Source organism: Rothia sp. HMSC072B04 (genome assembly GCF_001813725.1).
Taxonomy (GTDB): Bacteria; Actinomycetota; Actinomycetes; order Actinomycetales; family Micrococcaceae; genus Rothia; species Rothia mucilaginosa.
Window position 1 is genome coordinate 18,706 of the sequence record NZ_KV813803.1, and the last position, 20,645, is coordinate 39,350.

General features: G+C 62.4%; 16 protein-coding genes. 8 read left to right on the top strand and 8 right to left on the bottom strand.

Going from position 1 to position 20,645, the window contains the following annotated elements; all coding sequences use genetic code 11:
* The first annotated feature begins 66 nt into the window (after window positions 1-66).
* Window positions 67-897, top strand: a complete 831-nt coding sequence (locus tag HMPREF2928_RS04595) for an S-layer homology domain-containing protein (protein WP_246823561.1) — start codon at window positions 67-69, stop codon at window positions 895-897.
* Between the two features lie 132 nt (window positions 898-1,029).
* Here HMPREF2928_RS04595 and HMPREF2928_RS04600 read toward each other — a convergent pair whose 3' ends face one another.
* From HMPREF2928_RS04600 to HMPREF2928_RS04615, 4 genes are all read right to left on the bottom strand, one after another.
* Window positions 1,030-2,301, bottom strand: coding sequence for a DNA-methyltransferase (locus HMPREF2928_RS04600; protein WP_070687485.1), 1,272 nt, complete (start codon window positions 2,299-2,301; stop codon window positions 1,030-1,032).
* Window positions 2,302-2,309: 8 nt separating this feature from the next.
* Complete coding sequence (locus tag HMPREF2928_RS04605) at window positions 2,310-4,031, bottom strand: DEAD/DEAH box helicase (RefSeq protein ID WP_070687486.1); 1,722 nt, start codon at window positions 4,029-4,031, stop codon at window positions 2,310-2,312.
* Between the two features lie 502 nt (window positions 4,032-4,533).
* On the bottom strand, window positions 4,534-4,761 hold the full coding sequence (locus tag HMPREF2928_RS04610) for a DUF3107 domain-containing protein (RefSeq protein ID WP_005505268.1): 228 nt from the start codon (window positions 4,759-4,761) through the stop codon (window positions 4,534-4,536).
* A gap of 200 nt (window positions 4,762-4,961) precedes the next feature.
* Entirely contained in the window at window positions 4,962-6,224 is a 1,263-nt protein-coding gene (locus HMPREF2928_RS04615; protein WP_070687487.1) for a glutamyl-tRNA reductase, read from the bottom strand.
* Between the two features lie 222 nt (window positions 6,225-6,446).
* Between HMPREF2928_RS04615 and hemE the strand changes: the two genes are divergently transcribed.
* From hemE to hemB, 7 genes are all read left to right on the top strand, one after another.
* Window positions 6,447-7,646: a uroporphyrinogen decarboxylase gene (gene hemE, locus HMPREF2928_RS04620; RefSeq protein WP_070687488.1), complete on the top strand. Its 1,200-nt coding sequence runs from the start codon at window positions 6,447-6,449 to the stop codon at window positions 7,644-7,646.
* Window positions 7,647-7,784: 138 nt separating this feature from the next.
* Window positions 7,785-9,335, top strand: coding sequence for a protoporphyrinogen oxidase (gene hemG / locus HMPREF2928_RS04625; protein WP_070687489.1), 1,551 nt, complete (start codon window positions 7,785-7,787; stop codon window positions 9,333-9,335).
* Window positions 9,336-9,469: 134 nt separating this feature from the next.
* Window positions 9,470-10,291: a hydrogen peroxide-dependent heme synthase gene (gene hemQ / locus HMPREF2928_RS04630; RefSeq protein WP_070629879.1), complete on the top strand. Its 822-nt coding sequence runs from the start codon at window positions 9,470-9,472 to the stop codon at window positions 10,289-10,291.
* Window positions 10,288-11,727, top strand: a complete 1,440-nt coding sequence (locus HMPREF2928_RS04635; RefSeq protein WP_070687490.1) for a ferrochelatase — start codon at window positions 10,288-10,290, stop codon at window positions 11,725-11,727. The genes hemQ and HMPREF2928_RS04635 overlap by 4 nt, the downstream gene beginning before the upstream one ends.
* Window positions 11,728-11,905: 178 nt before the next feature.
* Window positions 11,906-13,039: a hydroxymethylbilane synthase gene (locus tag HMPREF2928_RS04640; RefSeq protein WP_070687491.1), complete on the top strand. Its 1,134-nt coding sequence runs from the start codon at window positions 11,906-11,908 to the stop codon at window positions 13,037-13,039.
* Between the two features lie 5 nt (window positions 13,040-13,044).
* On the top strand, window positions 13,045-13,983 hold the full coding sequence (locus tag HMPREF2928_RS04645; RefSeq protein ID WP_083311377.1) for a uroporphyrinogen-III synthase: 939 nt from the start codon (window positions 13,045-13,047) through the stop codon (window positions 13,981-13,983).
* Between the two features lie 35 nt (window positions 13,984-14,018).
* Window positions 14,019-15,020: a porphobilinogen synthase gene (gene hemB, locus HMPREF2928_RS04650; RefSeq protein WP_070687492.1), complete on the top strand. Its 1,002-nt coding sequence runs from the start codon at window positions 14,019-14,021 to the stop codon at window positions 15,018-15,020.
* 94 nt (window positions 15,021-15,114) lie between these two features.
* Here hemB and HMPREF2928_RS04655 read toward each other — a convergent pair whose 3' ends face one another.
* The 4 genes from HMPREF2928_RS04655 to HMPREF2928_RS04670 all read right to left on the bottom strand — a co-directional run bounded on the left by HMPREF2928_RS04655 (window position 15,115) and on the right by HMPREF2928_RS04670 (window position 20,575).
* The gene (locus HMPREF2928_RS04655; RefSeq protein WP_246823562.1) at window positions 15,115-16,185 is read right to left on the bottom strand and encodes a transcriptional regulator; all 1,071 of its coding nucleotides are present in this window, start codon (window positions 16,183-16,185) and stop codon (window positions 15,115-15,117) included.
* Window positions 16,186-16,434: 249 nt separating this feature from the next.
* Window positions 16,435-17,616 (bottom strand): sugar dehydrogenase, encoded by a 1,182-nt coding sequence (locus HMPREF2928_RS04660; RefSeq protein WP_070687494.1) that lies wholly within the window; start codon window positions 17,614-17,616, stop codon window positions 16,435-16,437.
* 32 nt (window positions 17,617-17,648) lie between these two features.
* Window positions 17,649-18,998, bottom strand: coding sequence for a glutamate-1-semialdehyde 2,1-aminomutase (gene hemL, locus HMPREF2928_RS04665; protein ID WP_070687495.1), 1,350 nt, complete (start codon window positions 18,996-18,998; stop codon window positions 17,649-17,651).
* Between the two features lie 209 nt (window positions 18,999-19,207).
* A complete protein-coding gene (locus tag HMPREF2928_RS04670; protein WP_070687496.1) occupies window positions 19,208-20,575 on the bottom strand; it encodes a threonine/serine exporter family protein in 1,368 nt (455 codons plus the stop codon).
* Window positions 20,576-20,645: the final 70 nt, after the last annotated feature.

The window sequence follows — 20,645 nt, forward strand, 5'->3', positions numbered from 1 at the left end:
CGCTGAGAACGTTCTACTCATTGGGGCGCACAAAGATTGTGCCTCCCCTCTGTTCATGAAGGAGCTATGATGCTTCGACAATTATTCACCCGCCCCACAAAGCGGGCCATCCAGGCCGGTGGCACGGTACTGCTGGCAGGTGCCATGGTGTGCGGTAGTGTTCCGGCGTATGCCACCGGGCATTTGAAGCCTCACGAGGTGACCCCCATTGTACAGCCGGACGAACCGGCAGTGACCTGCAACGACCGCGCAGAATATGAGTACTATCGGCAAGATGGTGAATTGGGGCGTCGCGTTATCTTTAATTGGGCGCAGTGCATTGGTCTGATTTCTGAGTATCAGAAGCACCAAATGGTCAAGAAAGATAGTGTTATCTCTCGTGGCCAGTTTGTGGAGTATTTGTACCGTCTGTCGGGTTCTCCTGAGGTGAAGAATCTTCCAGCTCAGTCACCGTACGGTGATATTAAGACTGATGATCCGCGTTTTCCTGTGGTGATGTGGGCTCGTGAGCGGGGCATTACCTGGGGTTGGAGTGATGGGAATTTCCATTATGATGCCCCCGCGAATGAAACGACGACAGTAATCATGGCATACCGCCTAGCTGGTAGTCCGGCAGTCAAGCTACCCGATATGAATCCTCCAAATGAGGAAGAACCCTGGACCAAGCGGAACCCCAACCTTCCTTACGGTTCAGAGCTGCATCGGGCCTATGTTTGGTTGAAATACACTGGAGCCGGCTCTGATAAGAAGTACACTGGCTTCCACGAATCAGTTAGGTACCATGACGTAGCGAGCATGGACTCTGAAGGCCGACGAGTGAGCCAATGGACTTTCCAAGCAACATATGAACAGGCTTTTGAAGTATTGCGCATGGCAGATACTCGAGGTGCATTCTAAAAACATTTATAAAGAGAAGGCACCTTAGAACAGAACACTAGGGCAACGCAAAAGAGTGTGGGGCGGGTCCCTAATCGGGAACCCGCCCCACACTCTTAACACGTGCTCTCACGGACGCGCAGACAAGACCGCCTAGACGCTCTCACGCGACGCATGATGCTGCAACACCGCACCCGCAGCCGCCGCATCCATCTGAGCAGCCGCACGCGCCGCACGAGCCTTAGCTCGCGCCTGATGCTGACGCTGACGACGCAACTCATCACGCCCATCAATACGCATCTTCTTATCCACCGCATCCATAGACCAGTGACGCACAAACCGGCACGACGCACCCTCAACCGGCTGCGTAGTCTCCGTGAGCGTATCCAACACAGCCTTCAACGCATGACGGCTCGCCGCCGTCAACGCATCACGACTCGTGCCGCCACGAACACCCACCGTACGTTTCGGCGTGAACAGCACACTCGCCCCACGCGGCACACCGCGATACTCAGCGAACGACACCGGATCCACACCCAGGCGCTTAGCCATCACCTCAATAGCCGGCGGATTCTGATCCACACACACGAACTTACGACCCAGCTGAGCCGCCGCCGCACCCGTAGAACCAGAACCAGCGAAGAAATCCAACACCCAATCACCCGGGCGGGAACTCGCCGCAATCATACGACGCAACAAACCCGTAGGCTTCTGCGTGGGATACCCCGTCTTCTCCTTACCCGTAGGCGACACAATAGTATGCCACCACACATCCGTAGGGAGCTTACCGCGAGAAGCCTTCTCCTCAGTCACCAGACCCGGAGCCATATACGGTTCACGATCAACCTCCGCAGTATTGAAGTAATAGCTACGGTGATCCTTCGCATACACCAGAATATTGTCGTGCTTCGTCGGCCAGCGGCGCGTAGACTTCGCACCGTAGTCATACGCCCAAATCAGCTCATTAATGAAGTTCTCACGACCAAAAATCATGTCGCACATAATCTTCACATAATGAACCTCACGCCAATCCAGGTGCAGGTACAGGGTGCCGTCCTGCGCAAGCAGACGATGCGCCTGCTCAATACGCGGCGCTAGGAACGCCCAATAATCCTCGAACGAGTCGTTATAGCTCGCCAGAGTCTGCAGGGTGCTCGAATAGCTCTTGCCCTTAAAACCGGTGCGGTCACCCTTCTCAGAAGCTTCCGCGCTCAACGTGCGGCGCGTCTGCTTCTTACCCGTATTGAACGGCGGGTCAATGTAAATCACGGTGAACGCACCATCGGGCAGCTCACGCAGATACTCCAGGTTATCTGCCTGTACCAGCAGCGAGGGGCCCTGCGGATCGAAAACCGTCGAATCCGTGCGGGGCGACTCAGCGGCAGGGGAGGGCGCGGCGGGCGCCGGGGATGCTGAAATACCCAACCCCGGCCCTAGCCTTCAGAACCAGCACGGTCAGCGCCACGGCCCTTACCGCGAGAACCCTCAGAACGAGAGCCCTCAGCACGCGAGCCTTCAGAACGGCGGCGGGTACGGCGGCGGCCCTCACCCTCCACGGGCTGACCCTCAACACGGCGGGTACGGCGACGCTGACGAGGCGCACGCTCAGAACGCTCAGAAGAACGTTCGGATGCGCCCTGCTCGGTACGCTCCGCACGCTCAGAAGAACGCTCAGAACGCTTGCGGCCCTCGGAGCGGCTACGGCGCTCGCCGCGGCCCTCACCGGAACGACCGTCGCGGCCACCGCGAGAACGGCGCGAACCCTTCTCACCGTCACGACCGCCAGAACGGCCACCCTCACGGGAACCGTCGCGGCCACCGCGAGAACGAGCCGGACGGCCATCACGAGAATCGCGGGCACTCTCAAAGAACTCGTCGCCCATGCCCTCAGCCACACGCTCCTCGCGCGGCAGGCGACCCTTAGTGCCAGCCGGAATGTTCAGGTCGTAGAACAGGTGTTCAGAGGAAGAGTACGTCTCAACCGGCTCAGGAACACCCAGCTCCAGGGCGTCGTTAATGACCTTCCAGCGCGGCAGGTCATCCCAGTCAACCAGGGTCACAGCGGTACCCTCATTGCCGGCACGACCGGTACGGCCGGTACGGTGCAGGTAAGTCTTCTCATCCTCGGGAACGCGGTGGTTAATCACGTGGGTCACGTCTTCAACGTCAATACCGCGAGCCGCCACGTCGGTCGCAACCAGAATGTCGACCTTGCCGGTGCGGAACGCCTTCAGCGCCTGCTCACGCGCAACCTGGTTCAGGTCACCGTGCAGGGGAGCGGCAGCGAAGCCACGGTTCACCAGCTCCTCCGCCACGCGGGCAGCGTCACGCTTGGTCTTGGTGAAGATGACGGTGCGGCCGCGGCCGGTAGCGCGCAGAATGCGGCCAATCATCTCGTCCTTGTCCAGGTGGTGCGCACGGTAGACGACCTGGCGGATCGAAGCCTTAGTCTTCGAGGCGTCCTCGGGGTCAGCGGCGCTAATGCGCATGGGCTTGGTCATGTACTGGCGTGCCATCGCAATGACCGGGCCGGGCATGGTTGCGGAGAACAGCATGCTCTGGCGGTCCTCCGGCAGGTAGCTGAGGATCTTCTCAACCGACGGCTGGAAACCCAAATCCAGCATCTCGTCTGCCTCATCGAGGACCACAATCTTAACCTGCTTCAGGTTCAGGAAGCCCTGCTGGTACAGGTCGATGATGCGGCCGGGGGTGCCCACCGCAACCTCCAGGCCGCGGCGCAGCAGCTCAGCCTGAGGCTCAATCGGCACACCACCGTACAGGGTGGCGACGCGGGCGTTGCGCAGCTTCGCGGCAATCGCCAGGTCCTCGCCCACCTGAATAGCAAGCTCACGGGTCGGAACCAGAATCAGCGCCTGAGGTGCGCCGGGGTACTCCAAATCAGCCCAACCCTCATCGTCGCGGCCGACCACACGCTGGATGGTGGGCAGACCGAAGCCGAGGGTCTTACCGGTACCGGTCTTCGCCTGACCAATGATGTCCTGGCCAGACAGAGCCACGGGAAGAGTCAGCTCCTGGATGGGGAAGGGGGAGGTAATGCCAACCGCCGCGAGAGCGTCGCTAATATCCTGGCGAACGCCGAAGTCGGCGAAGGACTTTGCAGTCTGAGTGGTTTCCTGCGTGTTCGTTTCAGTCACTGGACCGTATCTTTCTACCCCTGCTCGGGGTGTGTTTCTCCCCGTAACGGGGTGTACCAGCCAGCGCCCCAACGGTGGAGGCGGTGACGGGCGGGCGTCGAAAGCCGGCCGCGGGAAATTCTTACACGGGAAATTCTTACCGAGACGCCGCCTGCACGCATGGTTATTACTCAAGGTTCATTCATGATGAGAAGGCGGTGCAGCCTCGGGGTCTTGAAAGGGGTACGACCGGTCATTCACTTAACCCCTCAATATTAACCTGGATTTGCTTTCGGCGCACCCCCGACTGGTTGTGGTGTGCGCCCGTGATGGGCGATATACCGCCCCAAAACCGGGTGCCGCGAAGTTTTTGTGCGGGCGGTTTAAAACGCAAAACCCCGCATTCGGCACGGCGTAACCACGTGGCGCATAAAGCGCACGCACACAGCGCATAAAGCGCGGTTACGCATCGTGACGGATGCGGGGAAAGCTCAAGCTAAAGGGGGTTCAGCTACCGAACTAATTAGGCGCCGATACCGAAACCAACGTGACGCTTAGCGTCGGAACCCAGCTCGACGTAGCCAATCTGAGCGCCAGAAATCAGGGTGGTGTTGCCCTTATCATCCATAATCTGCAGCAGCGAGCCATCCTCAATAGCCTTCGAGACCTTCTCCATGAGGATTTCCTTAGCCTCACTGGTCTCAACAACGATTTCACGAGCAATGTGGCGAATGCCAATCTTGATTTCCATGAGTCTCCTCGCAGAATAGTCCGGCGCAGCCAAACGTGCGCCGGGTATGGGAACTGTCTTATCTAGCATCTACTCTAGCGTGAATGCGCCCATCGGCACCGTGAACGGGCGGTACTTCGCCGGGGGCTAATAAAATACTCACCGCCGGATGCGTGAAAATGCGCGCGAAAACGCCGGGAAGAGCGGGGGAGAGGAAGCTCTTAAGAGTCCTCCACCTGAATACCGTAGAGAGTCTCCAGCGCCTGCACGTAATCCTCTGCGCGACCCTCCGATGCCAGCTTCTTGGCGCGCACTGTCGGGGTGTGCAGCAGGGACTTCACCATGCGGCGCATCGCCAGCTCGAACTGCTCCGTCGCCGCACCGCAACCAAACTGGTTACGTACCTTCTCCAACTCAGAATCCAGCACATCCATAGTGTGCGAGCGCAGCGCAACAATCGCGGAGTCAATCGTGCGGGAACGCTGACGAGACACAAACGCCGCCAGCTCAGACTCCACAATGCGCGTAGCCGTCGCCACGGATTCCTCGGTCTCCTCGGGGGCGGCAAGGCGCACCGACTCGAGCGTAATCAGCTCAACATTCGGCAGGTCAGCGACCGACGGATCAAAGTCACGTGAAAGAGCAAGGTCAAGAATCGTGTGGTGACCAGCCGGAATCTGCTCGGGAAGCAGCGGATCGGAGCCGCCAGAGCAGCCAATAATCACGTCAGCCTCAGCCATCGCCTGTTCCATGCCGTCCTCGGGCACTGCGAAGACGTCGCGCTTCGCCGCGAACTCTGGGGCGCGACCAGAACGGGAATTGACCCAAATATCGGTGCAACCGCGCTCGCGCAGCGCCGCAATGGTTGCACCCGCATATGCACCCGTACCAAAAATTAGAGCGCGTCGGGTCGACCAGTCCTTCTCGGCAACCTCATCCGCAAGATCCAAGGCAACAGACACAATCGAGCGGCCCTGGGCGCCAAGTGCCGTGTGCTGCCCTACCTGACGAGCCGTATGCGCCGCATGCTCAAACAGCTGCACCAGCTCACCAGGAAGAGCCACACCCTCCTCCTGAGCCTTCGCCTGCGCGGCAGCCAGGGCGCGGCGTACCTGACCGGCGATTTCGCGCTCGCCAACCACGGCAGACTCCAGGCCGGAGGCGACCGTCAGCAGGTGGCGTGCCGCTTCCTCGTCTGCGTACACGTCGAAACTGGTATTGACCAGTTCCTTGTCCAGGCCGGAGGTTTGCGCAATCGAATCAACAATCAGCTCACGAACCATGTGCACATGCGCAGAGACGTGCAGCTGAACATACATTTCAAGACGGTTACAGGTGGCAAGAACTACTGCACCCTTAACACCGAGTTGACGTGCGATATCCGCCGCCAGAACATCGGGTACGCCAGAGGCACCGGCGCTCAACGCAGCGACGGTGGTCAAATCAACGGTGTGGTGCGATGCCACAAATGCATAAGTACTCACTAGAGACTAATCATAACCACGCCGACTAAGCCCCTGTAAAGCTCACAGAACCTAAGTTCCATCATCGTAGGGGGCAAGAAAATCTGCGCGGTGGGGGATGCGGGCACGAAGAGCAGGCGCGAACTAAGGTTTCCCTCAGTGCTAAGAAAGTCATCATTAGGTAAGAGTCACCATGACATAGTGTCGCAAAAACGCCCACATAAACCTGTCACACTAGAGACTATGAGCGAAAACCAGCACACCACCCCCGCATCGGAAAAGGGCCCCGCGTCGGCACAGGGCACCGCACAGGCACCCGCCCTGCCCGCACACCCCACCGACGCCCAGCGACCCCTGCTCACCGACGAACAGCTCGCGCACCTACCCGCCAACCACCCCCTGCGCGCAGGCACTACCGCCGACTCGCCCATGCTCCGCGCCCTCACCGGCCGCCCCTCCAGCCACCGACCCGTCTGGTTCATGCGCCAGGCAGGCCGCTCCCTGCCCGAATACCGCCAGGTACGTGAAGGCATCCCCATGCTGGACGCATGCCTCACCCCCGAGCTCGCCGCAGAAATCACCGTGCAGCCCGTCCGCCGCCACAAGGTCGACGCCGGCATCTTCTTCTCCGACATCGTCATCCCCATGAAGCTCGCGGGCGTCAACGTCGACATCGTGCCCGGTAAGGGCCCCGTACTCGACCAGCCCGTACGCACCCTCGACGAGGTGCGCGCCCTGCCCGAACTCAAAGACAGCGACCTCGACCCCATCCGCGAAGCCGTCGCCGCCACCGTAGAAATGCTCGGCGACACCCCGCTCATCGGCTTCGCCGGAGCCCCCTTCACTGTCGCCGCCTACATGGTCGAAGGCGGCCCCTCCCGCGACCACCTGCGCCCGCGCACCATGATGCACGCCGACCCCGCCGCCTGGCACGAACTTGCCGAATGGGCAGCCCGCACCGCAGGCCAGTTCCTGCGCGCACAGATCGAGGCGGGCGCATCCGCCGTGCAGCTCTTTGACTCCTGGGCAGGATCCCTCGGCGAAAGCGACTACCGCCGCTACGTGCAGGCACACTCCGCAACCGCTCTCGATATGGTGCGCGAATACGGTGTGCCGCGCATCCACTTCGGCACCGGCACCACCGCCCTGCTGCCCGCCATGCACGAAGCCGGCGCAGACGTCATCGGCGTGGACTACCGCCTGCCGCTCTCGGCAGCGAACACCCTGCTCAACGGCGCCGTACCCCTGCAGGGCAACATCGACCCGGCACTGCTCGCCGCAGGCACCGAAAACCTCTACGCACACGTAGACGAGGTCCTCGCAGAAGGCAACGCCGCCCCCTCGCACGTGGTCAACCTCGGCCACGGCGTACCCCCGACCACCGACCCGCAGGTGCTCACCGACCTCGTGGCATATATCCACGAACGCACCGCGCAGGCATAGGATAAATAACGATAAATAGACAGCGCAGATGCTGGACACCCTCCGGCATCTGCACCGAACATCTGCACCCCGAACCAACCACCACACCCGTTACCGCAATGGGCAACTCCACTGCACGCAGACCAAAGGAGAACCACCATGGGCCACACCAACCAGGCACCGCACCGCACCGCACAGGTCAGTTCCTCCGCCGCGCCCCAGAACGCACGAGCTTTCACCCGCAACGAGAAGGCACCCACCGCCATCGTCATCGGCGGCGGCCCCTCCGGCCTGATCTCCGCACGCCGCCTCGCCGCAGCCGGTATGCGCGTCACCCTGCTCGAACAGCGCCACCACCTTGGCGGTGCCGTTGGTGCCCACGAAGTTGGCGGCCTTCTGCTGGACTCCGGCGCAGAATCCTTCGCAACCCGCAGCCCCATTGTCAGCGACCTCGTCAAGGAACTCGGCCTGGGCGACCAGATCGTCACCCCCAACTCCTACGGCTCCTGGCTGTACCTGCCGCAGGGCGCCCGTCGCACCCCCAGCACCGGCATCATGGGCATCCCCGGCAATGTGAACGATAAGTCGCTGATCCCCGTCATCGGTAAGAACGGTCTGCGCCGCGCCCAGGTGGACAAGTTCCTCCCCGTCTCCGCAGGCGAGAACGCGAAGACCCTCGGTGAGCTCGTGCGCATCCGCATGGGCCAGAAAGTGCTCGACAACCTCGTCGCACCCGTAGTCTCCGGCGTGTACTCCACCCACCCCGACAAGCTCGACGTCGATGCGACCATCCCCGGTCTGCGCGAAGCCTTCCGCAAGCACCGCTCCCTCGCCGCCGCAGCGCACGCTTTCCGCTCGGCAGCCCCCGCAGGCTCACAGGTCGCCGGCATCGTGGGCGGCATGAACCAGCTGTCCGAACGTCTCGTCGAAGACCTGTACGCCTCCGGTGTTCGCATCGTCACCGGATTCGACGTCATCGCCGTTGACCGCGACGAATCCACCGGCCAGTGGTTCATCATCCAGCGCCACACCACCGACGGCGAAAACACCCCCCTCTACGCCGACTACCTGGTGCTCGCCACCGACGGCCCGACCGTGGCACGACTCATCGGCCCGCACGTCTCCACCGCACTACCCGCCCTGGAACCCGGCCCCGAAGTCGCCCTCGTCACGCTCGTCGTCGACGCCCCTGCCCTGGACAAGCACCCCCGCGGCACCGGCCTGCTTGTCTCCGAAGAAGCCACCGCCGTACGCGCCAAGGCACTCACCCACGCCACCGCCAAATGGCAGTGGGTCGCCGAGGCCGCAGGCCCCGGACGCCACGTGGTACGCCTGTCCTACGGCCGAGGCGGCGAAGACTCCCGCTTCTCCGAAGTCGCCCTCGCAGACGAGCAGCTCATCACCCTCGCCCTGCGCGACGCAAGCCGCATGATGGACGTAGCCCTCACCCACAACAACCTCGTTGACGCGGACGTCGTACGCTGGCGCGGTGTACTACCCGCCTCCACCCCCGGCCACCGCGACCGAGTCAAGGAATTCCGTGAACGCGCCAGCGAACTCGGAACCCTCAGCACCGTTGGCTCCTGGGCGGCAGGCTCCGGCCTGGTCTTAACCGTCAAAGACACCTACGAGCAGATGGACCGCCTCATCTACCATGCGGCGCAGGACTGGGAAGGCGTCACCTCCCCGAAAGCCGCAACCGCCAAGTAGACGGCGCAGCGGCGGCAGAAGCTCAGCCAATAACTCAGCCCAGCCAGTAACTAGACCAAAAAATTGAGAAAACGCGCAGCTACGGAAGCCGCGCCTCCAGCACAGCGAACCCTCGCTGAAGAAAGGAACACACAATGTCTCACGATCACGCAGCACACGGCCACGGCGGCGCACACGGCGCAGGTCAGGGCGGCTACACCCACGCAGGCCACGGCTACGGCGGCGCACCCAAGGGCTACGCAGTCCAGCACTCCGCAGCCGACGAAAACCGTCGCGGCCGCGAAGAAGGCGAAACCCTGCACTACGCCCTGTACACCGTCTTCGCACGCTCCGGCGCACGCCCGGCAGAGGCTAACACCGACGAGGCTCGTGCCGAATTCGAGAAGGTTGTTGAGCAGCTGGCCGCCGAGGGTGTGACCCTGCGCGGCATCTACGACGTCTCCGCAATGCGCGACAACGCCGACGTCATGATTTGGACCCACGGCCAGAACCCCGAAAAGCTGCAGGCAGCAGTCCGCAAGATTCGCCGCACCGCACTGTTCGCAGGCACCACCATCGTCTGGTCCACCATGGGCGTACACCGCGAAGCAGAGTTCACCCGCAACCACGCCCCCGCCTACGCACGCGGCAAGGCACCTGAAACCTGGGTCTGCGTCTACCCCTTCGTACGCTCCTACGACTGGTACTACATGAACCCCGAACGACGTGCAGAAATGCTCAAGAACCACGGTATGAAGGCCATCGACTTCCCGCAGGTTCTGGCAAACACCGTCGCATCGTTCGGCCTGAACGACTACGAATGGGTCCTCGCCCTCGAAGCACCCGAACTCGTGGACCTCGTCGACCTGATGCGTCACTTCCGCAACACTGAAGCACGCCTGCACGTTCGCGAAGACACCCCCTTCTACACCGGCCGCCGCATCGGCGCAGACGAAGTAGCAGAGGTTCTGGCGTGAGCCATCAGCCGAACAACGGCGTAACCCTCAACGGCACGCTCCTGCCGGACGACGTGGTACCCAACCGCACCGACCCGGCGAACACCGCCTCCAACGGCCCCGCCGTGCTCAACGAGCAGACCCTCGGCGACTACCGAAGCGAACGTAGCATCACCCGTGAACGTGCCGAAGAGGTGCGCCCCTACGACCTGGTGATTCTCTCCTCCTTCGGTGGCCCCGAGGGGCAGGAGGACGTCATCCCGTTCCTTCGCAACGTGACCGCTGGCCGCGGCATCCCGGATGAGCGCCTCGAAGAGGTCGCCACCCACTACCGCGCCAACGGCGGCATCTCGCCCATTAACGAGCAGAACCGTGCCCTGCTCGCCGCGCTGCAGCAGGCGCTCGCTGAACGCGGCCCGCACATCCCAATCACCTGGGCGAACCGCAACTGGAAGCCCTACGTGAAGGACGTGCTCGCCGAAGCCTACGAGAACGGGCACCGTAATGTGCTCGTGCTGGCGACCAGCGCCTACCCGGGCTACTCGAGCTGCCGCCAGTACCGTGAAGACTACGGCATGGCGATTGAGCAGCTCGGCCTGGAAGGTCGCGTGCACGTGGGTAAGATTCGTCAGTTCTTTGACGTGCCCGGCTTCTCCCGCGCTTTCGCTGACGGGCTGAAGGACGGCCTCGCCACGGTGCGTGAGCGGCTTGCCGCACGCGATAGCGGTTCGCTGAACCCGCGCCTGCGCATCATGTTCTGCACCCACTCGGTGCCGACCTCCGCGGCGAACGAGGCAGGCCCGCGCGGTGTGAACTACGAGGGCGGCTCCGCCTACGTGGAGAAGCACCTGCAGGTCGCTCGCGCCGTGCTTTCGCTGGTTCGCGATGAGGCCCCGCAGCTTCTGCAGAACGTCGAATGGGAGCTGGTGTACCAGTCCCGTTCCGGCCCGCCGTCCATGCCGTGGCTGGAACCGGACGTCAACGACGCCCTGGAGGCGCTGCCCACCCCCGCCAACCCGGCGGAGGACGGCGAAGCCCCTGTGGAAGGCGTCGTGCTGGTGCCTCTCGGCTTCGTCTCCGACCACATGGAAGTCAAGTGGGATTTGGACACCGAGGCGCTGGATACCTGCGAACGCCTGGGCGTGGTTGCCGTGCGCACCCCCACCCCGGGTACGCATCCGGCGTACGTGGAGTCGCTGCGCCGCCTCATTGAGGAGCGCGTGGAAAACGGCGTTTCAGCCGACCTGCGCCCCGAACGTGAGAGCGTCCTCGCCCCGAGCGCGAGCGGTCAGTACGGCTGGTTCGACGAGTGCGACCCCGGCTGCTGCAAGCCCGGTCGCGGTGCGCCGAAGCCGGTCATCGCTGAGTACGCAGCCGCTGCTGATACCGCCGAGTCTGAGGAAGCTCCCGCCAGCCGCTCCGGTGGATGCGGCTCCGGCGGATGCTGCTCCCACTAACGCCACCCCTGTAGCTCCGGCTCGCCCCAACACCCCCCTAACCGGGGTGTGCGGGCGGGTCGGAGCCGCACTGCCTACAAGCCCACACACAGCTGCGGCGCACACAGTTGCAGGCACAGCTCAACGCACAGACACACACGCCTACGGGCTATCACACACATCACCGATAAGGAGAGATATGAGCCATCACGAGTACATCTTGGGCACCCGCGGATCTGCTCTCGCCCTGACCCAAAGCCGTATTGCCGCTGAAACCGTCACCTCCCTCTACACCGAACACCAGGCACACCACGGCGCCGCAGATGCCGAGGTCGTGGACTTCACCCTGCGCACCGTCAAAACCGAAGGCGACGTGCTCACCGGCCCCCTGGCAACCCTCGGCGGCACCGGCGTATTCGCTGCGGCACTGCGCCAGCGTCTGCTCGACGGTGAGAACGCCTCCGAAGAAAACCGCGTGGACATGGCAGTGCACTCCCTCAAGGACCTGCCCTCCGCACCCTGCCCCGGCCTGGTGGTTGCCGCAACCCTCAAGCGCGAAGACCCCCGCGACGCCCTCGTGGCACGCGATGGTCTGACCGTCGACACCCTGCCGGAAGGCTCCCGCGTGGGCACCGGCTCACCCCGCCGCGCCGCACAGCTGCGCGCCCTGCGCCCCGACCTGGAAATCGTGGACATTCGCGGTAACGTGGGTACCCGCATCGGCCGCGTGAAGGGCCTGGAAGAGCACGCCGGTAAGCAGGTCGTGCTCCGCCAGAACACCGAAACTTCCGAACGCGCCGACCACGGCGTAGGCACCGAACGCAGCGGTGACTGCGACGCCGTGGTGCTCGCCGTCTCCGGCCTCAAGCGCCTGGGCAAGGAAGAACTCATCACCGAGTACCTTGACCCCACCCGCATGCTGCCCGCCCCCGGCCAGGGTGCACTCGCCCTGGAAGTACGCGAAAGCGAATTCGAGAACCCGGACCCCGCCGTACTCGCCGACCCCGAGGTTGCGCGCCCGGTGCGTGCCCTCGGCCGTGCCCTGCTTGCCGCAAACCACCACGAAACCCGCCTCGCCGTCAGCGCCGAACGTGCCCTGCTGCGCCGCCTCGAAGCCGGATGCGCCGCACCCATCGGCGCGTACGCGCACGTGGTTGAAGGCGACCTGGTGCTTAACGTTGTGGTGGCGTCCCCGGACGGCACCGACATGCTGCGCCACACCTCGGCAACCGCCGAACTGGATGTGCCCGGCGCCGAACGCCTGGGCGTGCGCGTGGCAGAAGACCTGCTGCAGATGGGTGCCGCCGTCCTGGCCGGATTGGACCTGAAGTAGGCGTCATGTCTGCCCCGCCTTCTGATACCCCGCGTTCTGAATCCCTGCAGGTTGATACCCCGCAGGCTGATGTCCCGCGCACGGTTCTGCTGACCCGCTCCGCCGCCCAGGGCGCCGCCTTCGCACGCGCCCTCACCGAGGAATGCACACAGAACGGGTTAGGGGAGCCCCTGGTACTCTTCGCCCCGCTACAGCAGGCACGCACCGTCAAACCGGGCGCAGACGACGCCGCAGTGCTGGAGGCGCTCGCCTCCGGTCACTATGCGTGGGTGAGCTTCACGAGCGCCAACACGGTTCGCGCCTGCGCCGAGCTGTGGGGTGCGGAGTTTGCCCGTGCCTGCGCCAGCGGGGGAGTGCGCATCGCCTGCGTGGGTGCGGCAACCGCCCGCGCCGTACACGCCCAGCTGGGGCTGGGCACGGATTTTCAGCCGCAGGTGCAGAGCGCCGCCGGTATGCTCGCGGAGTTTGAACGCCCCGCCCCCGTAGACCCCGCAGCTAATCCCGCCGCGACTGATTCAGCTGCAGTGCTGGTTCTGGAAGGCTCCAACGCCCGACCGACCCTGCGTGAAGGCCTCAAAAACCTGGGCTGGGACAGCCGCCGCTGCGTGCTCTACGACATGGTGCCCGCCGAGCAGGTGGCGCCCGGTGAGCTGAGCCTCAGCACCGCCCGCGCGCTCGTGCAGGGGAATGCCGTAGATGCCACCAACCCGGAAACCCCCGCCCCGGAAACCCCCGCACCGGATGTGCTGGTGGTGACCGCCCCCTCCCGCCTGCACGCCCTACTCGACGGCGCACCCGCGCTACCGCCCGAATCGGTGCCGCCGGTGGTTACGATTGGGGCGAGTACCGCCTCCGCATGCCGCGCCCTGAACCTGCGCTACGTGCAGGCCGATTCGCCGTCACCGCAGGATTTGGCGCGCGCCGCTGCATCCCTCATCTACTAAGACCACATATTTTTATCGAGTTTTCAGGAGAGATCATGAACCTCACCCGCCGCCCGCGTCGCCTGCGCACCACTGCAGCCATGCGTTCCCTCGTCGCTGAGACCACCCTGCGCCCCTCGCAGCTGATTCAGGTGTTCTTCGTTCGCGACGGCATCGACGAGCCGCAGCCGATTCGTTCGATGCCCGGCCAGTACCAGCACACCCTGGAGAGCATCATCCCCGCCGTGCGTGAGGCGTACGAGGCGGGCATCCGCTGCATTGACCTGTTCGGCATTCCCCGTGATGAGGATAAGGATGAGGTCGGCTCGACCGCCTGGGATCCGCAGGGCATCCTGAACCGTGCGATTGCGGTGTGCCGTGAGGAGTTCGGCGACGACCTGGTGGTCATGGCTGATACCTGCCTGGATGAGTTCACGAGCCACGGCCACTGCGGCGTGCTGGTTGATGACGGCCATGGCACGCTCGTGGTGGATAACGATCAGACTGTGGAGCTGTACTGCAAGATGGCGGTTTCGCAGGCGCGTGCGGGTGCGCACACGGTGTCCCCGTCGGGCATGATGGACGGCCAGATTGCGGCGATGCGTGCCGCCCTGGACGAGGCCGGCTTTGAGGATGTGTCGATTCTGGCGTATTCGGCGAAGTACGCTTCGGCGTTCTTTGGTCCGTTCCGTGACGCGGTAGAGTCGACCTTCAAGGGCGACCGTAAGACCTACCAGCAGGATCCGGCGAACCGCCGCGAGTCGCTTCTGGAGGTGCGCGCTGACCTGGAGGAGGGCGCCGACATGGTCATGGTGAAGCCCGCCGGCAGCTATCTGGATATTGTGCGTGAGGTGGCGGATTTTTCGCCGGTGCCGGTGGCGGCGTATCAGGTGTCGGGTGAGTACGCGATGATTGAGGCGGCTGCGGCGAACGGCTGGATTGACCGTAAGGCTGTGGTGTTGGAGTCGCTGCGTTCGATTCACCGTGCCGGTGCGGACGTTATCCTGACCTATTACGGTACGGAGGCGGCAGGCTGGCTGCGCGAGCAGGACGCCTAACACCCTCCCTCCCTCATTAATGCCGAGAAGCCACATGTGTTTCGAAAAGCCACTTCTTTGGTGGCTTCTCGAAACACATGTGGCTTTTCGCCGTTTATGGTTGTTCATTGTTGATGGGCTTGTACCCGAGGGAGGTGCACACAACGTTGCCGTTGGTGAAGTATTCCGCGAGTTTCTCCCGGTCGGCGGGGGAGCGCAGGTCCGCCCAGCGTTCCTGCTCCAGGTAGAACGCAACCTGGGAGGTCAGGCAGACGACCCGCTCATCGTGCACCGCCACAATGTGCCTGCGCAGCCACGGTATGCGCTGAGCGAGGTTCGGTGGGATCTTGGACGGCACCTTGATTTCTATCTGCCATTGCGACGGTTCGTAGAAGGGCGGCTTGATCTGTTCGGGGTTCTTCGGGAAGACGCAGAACTCCTCAATATCGGGGTAACGGTACTTCTTCGCCGGCAGGAAAAGCCGCCCAACGTAGAACGAATCGGGGTTGAACAGCAAGTAGACCTTCAAATAATGCCAACGCAACGCTAGCGCCGCTGCGGCTGTAACCGCCAGCATAATTGAGGCACCACCGATAGGCATTGGCGGGGTGTACAAAATCGTCCAGCCGACCAGCGAGTAGAGGAAGACGACGATTGCCAGCACCAGCGCCACCACTACGGTCACGCAGAGCCCCATGTGGAGTCTAGGCGTCGAACGCACCGGTTTAGCTTGGGGATGTGCGTCCTGCGGAGCAAAGAACGCGTCAATACGGTTCAGCATTTCGCCCAGGACTCGGGGCATACCCGCGGTGTGGTTATCGAGGTTGAAGTAGCGGGAGCTACGCCAAATGAAGCGGCTCCAGCACGCACCCAGGTAGACCATGTAGAACGGCAACACTAGTGCCGGTAGCAGGATACCGTCACGGGCAATGTCCTTGTACAGCAGAAAGATGGACCGCGCGATAACGCAAGCCCATACGTACATGACGGCGTGCATCCACGCCTCAAACTTAGATACGCCAGAAATGCTATCGAGTTCTTTCCTGGCGCGGGTGAGGTTGGAACGTAGCTTATGTTTGGGGAGCGGGTCGCCGTCCAGGGAGCGGCGTTCGGCGTACCTCATCGCTTTGTCTACGGGGGAGCCCTTGTAGAAAACGTGCAGCCGCCTCGCTTCTTCCTTGCTCATGGTTGAGGAGTAGGCGATATCGACTGCTACGCACACCACCAGGTACAGCAGGAAGGCTATGAGCCATATGTAGCGCAACGGCTCTAGGGGTATCCCCAAAGCGCTTAGCTCCATGAATTGTCCTCTCTACGGGTATCGGTGATGATGTGTCTACGGTGCTCAGAAGCCACATGTGTTTCGAAAAGCAACATAAAACGTGGCTTCTCGAAACACATGTGGCTTCTCGCGATATAAGAACGGTATAGGAGCTTACTTGTACTGCGCCTTCTGGAAGGACGCGCGGCGTGCCGCCTCCTCCGCATGCTTACCGGCAGGCTTATACCCCATGGTCGTGCAGATGACGCGGCCGTTCACAAAGTACTTCGCCAACATTTCACGGTCCGCCGGCGAATCCAGCTGCGCCCAGCGTCCCTGCTCAATATTGAACGCAATCTGCGCCACCAAACAATCAATCTGGTGATCATTCAGCGAATAGTCATGCTTGCGGCCGCCGGGGAGCAGAATCTCCAGCGTCCACTGGCTCGCGTCCTTCGGGTTCAGCTTGATAGCGTCCGGGTTCTTCGGGTACACACGGAACGCACGAACCTCAGAGTAGGGGCGGGACTTCGCCGGAAGGAGCAGACGCCCAGCCTGGAACGAATCCGGGTTGTACAGCACGTAATCGCGGCTACGCATCAGCAATATGATGATCAGCAGAACGCCCGCCGCCAGCAAGAACCAGGATGCGTGACCGATATAGATTGCTTCCCAATCCTCGTCGATGCTCCAGCCAGCCAGCGAAACTAAGAAGACCGAGGCGAGCAGGAACGCAATACCACCGAGGATCCAGTAGGCGGTGCGGTCGTCACGAATCGGCTCCACGCCCGGCACCGTGCCGCGCACACGGAACGGTGCGCTCAGCTTACCCAGCGTCGCCGAGTAGATGCGCGGCATGCCCAGCACACGGTCATCCTTGCTGTATCCGCGAACTGCACGCCACTGACGGCGGCCAATACGCGCACCCAGATACACCATGAGGAACGGCAGAAGCAGCGCCGGCAGTACAACGCCGTCATACACGATATCCCAGTACAGGCTGAAAGTGGAGACCGCCACAATCCAGCCCCACAGGTACATGACCGTGTGGAACCAGCCGCTAAACACGCCGGCGCCCTCAATAGAATCCAGCTTCTTCTTCGCCTTCTTCGTGGCGCTACCCTTGCGGGAGGAGCTCAGCGGCGCACCCATCGCGGTGCGTTCCGCGGTGGCGCGGCGCGCCTCATCAACGGGCGAGCCGGACACCTCAAGGTACAGTTCGGCTGCCTTCTCCTTCTTGATGGGCACCGGGTAGGCGATATCCACCAGCAGGCACAAGCCCAGGTACACCATGAAGGCGATCAGCCACACGTCGCGTAGCTGCTCCATAGGCAGTCCCAGAGCGCTCAGATCCATGAGCGGCTCACCTCCTTACGTCTCTCAAACTCCTACGCGGATGCGGCAGCAGCTGCGGCAGCCGGAAGAGCCGAGATGATACGGTCCATCGCCTCATCGTCGTGGGCGGCAGAAACGAACCACGCCTCGAATGCGCTCGGCGGCAGGTACACGCCGGATTCGAGCATGGAGTGGAAGAACGCGTTGTAGCGGCTGGTTGCCGAGGCCTTGATGTCGGCGTAGTTGTGCACGCCCTCCTGAGAGGTGCCGAACGCGACCGAGAAGAGGTTACCGGCGCTCTGGATGGAGTGGTCCACACCGGCGGCGTTGAACGCCTCGGTCAGAGCCTGCTGCAGCTGGGCGCTACGCGAATCCAGGTGCGCGTAGACGGCGGCATCAGCCAGGGTCAGGGTCGTAATGCCCGCCGCAACCGACAGCGGGTTACCGGAGAGAGTACCCGCCTGGTAGACCGGACCGACCGGCGCCAGGTGCTCCATGACCTCACGCTTACCGGCCAGCGCCGCGATGGGCATACCGCCACCAATGACCTTGCCGAACGTGAAAATATCGGGAACCCAGCCGCCATCCTCGGGAGCCGCGTAACCCCAGTAACCAGCCGAAGACACACGGAAACCGGTCAGCACCTCATCAAAAATGACGAGCGCACCATTCGCGTGAGCAATCTCGTGCAGGCCACGGTTGAAACCGGGCTCGGGGGTCACCACACCCATGTTGCAGGGCGCCGCCTCAGTGATAATTGCGGCAATCTGACCCTCGTGGTTCGCGAACGCCTCACGTACAGCGTCCAGGTCGTTATAGGGCAGAACGATGGTCTCCGCGGCGGTTGCGGCAGTCACGCCGGCAGAACCCGGCAGCGCCAGGGTAGCCACACCCGAACCAGCCTCAGAGAGCAGCGCATCCACGTGACCGTGGTAGCAGCCCGCGAACTTAATAATCTTGTCGCGACCGGTCACACCGCGCGCCAGACGAATCGCAGTCATGGTCGCCTCAGTACCGGTCGACACCATACGCACCTGATCAATAGCGCCAGGAATCACTGCGTTAATACGGTTGACCACCAGCTCAGCCAGCTCAGCCTCCGGCGCGCTCGCCGCACCAAACGACAGGCCGCGCTCAGCCGCCTGCTGAACGGCCTCCACGACCTGCGGGTGCGCGTGGCCCAGAATCGACGGGCCCCACGAGCAGACCAAGTCAACGTACTCGTTGCCGTCCGCATCGTACAGGTACGCGCCCTTAGCCTTCGCCGCAAACGCAGGAGTGCCGCCCACAGAATTGAAGGCGCGCACCGGGGAATTCACGCCGCCGGGAATCACCGCGCGAGAACGCTCAAACAGCTTCTCGCTGGCTTCGTGGTGCAGCGGGTGGGTAGAGGAAGGAGTCATCGTATCGGTGCCTTTCAACAGGGACGGCGAACTAAAGAATTACAAGGGACGACGCACGGCAGGCGACAGAGCCCGCACGTTACTAACGTCCCGTCCCTAACCATCATAGGCGCTACAGATGAACCGCAGGTGACAAGCACCTGAACGTACCGAAAGGTGACGATAAAACACAACAGACAAGTTAGGGAACAGAGAGGATGCGCAACGCGCTAACGCAGGTGCCGGTCAGTATCCAGACGGTTGAGCACCTGAGTGTCCTGATCGAACAGCCAGTTCTTATCAAAGAGCAGACGCACAAACGCCAGGCCCATACCCAACGCCATGAAAATCAGCAGGGACTGCACGAAACCGCTCGCCGCCGAGTACATGTCACCGCTAGCAAAATGCGACATCGAACGGTAGAACGGAACACCCGGAACCATCGTCACCACCGCCGGAACCGACAGGGAAATACGGGTGTACTTGCGCTGATGCAGCGGCGCCACAATCTCAGCCAAAATGCCCACACCAAACACGGCAATCGTCGCTGCCATATGCGCGGGCATACCCGCCTCCACCATATGAATACGAACGGGGTTCGCCACCGCAGCAATCACGCCACCCCACACACACGCCACCGGAGAAGCGGCAAAAAGCATCGCGAAGCCAGCCGCCGCAACACCCGAGGAAAGCACCTGCAACACTAAATACAGGGTCGGGTCAAGGTTAAGAGGCGCAGGAGCCGCTAACGGCAGGTGGAAGAGCGAACCCAAAACCCACACCGCAAACGACGCACTCAGCAACAACAAACCCACATAGGTTAGACGCGAAATACCCGCCAAAAAGTCCATGCGGGAAATATCGAGCATGCCCGTCACCATGGGGAAACCGGGCACCAAGAACAGTACCGACGAAATGAAACCAATCATATGGTTCGGGCTAATCCAACCCACCGCGACCAGCACATTAACAATCGCAATGTACAGGCCCGCCGCCAGGAAGCCGCACGCCATCCACGTTGCCAAATGGCTCACCCCGCGCTTGAGCAGGGTCGAACGCAAAAACTGGCCGGCACCCGCCGCGAAGAACACCACCGTGCACTCCACCAGACCGCCACGGTTCAAGAACGCGAACCCGGCACACGCCACCGCCGACGCCAGCGCCAACATCCAGCGGGTGTACAGAGGCTTCGCCGAATCGATACGGTCCAGCTCGGCGTTCGCCTCCGCAGGGGTGATCTTTTCAGGAAGCTCAGAAATGAACTTACCCAACTGATCCAGCTTATGAGCGTTAATGCCCATCGTGCGCTGCTCAGCCACCTCAGTACGGAAATTACCGTCAGTGTACGAAGAGGTCGAAATTTCGGTGAAGGTCACCTGCGCGTGATGCTCCTTCAACCCCACAGCCTTCGCCAAACGCGCCATCGACGCCTTAATACGGTATGCGCTCGCACCCGACTTCATCAGGATGCGGCCTAGGCGGAGCACCACCTGAGACTGCGCCACCAAATGCTCATGAGCCAGACGGGTAGACCCCAGATAAATACTGCGCGTATTAGTGTCAGGGTACGGCTCGGTAGTGCGGGGCTGATCATCCATGAGAGGCCTTCCGGGTCGTGCTATTCGTGTAGGTGTGGTTCCTTATCTAGCATAGGGGAGAAGCCCAAGC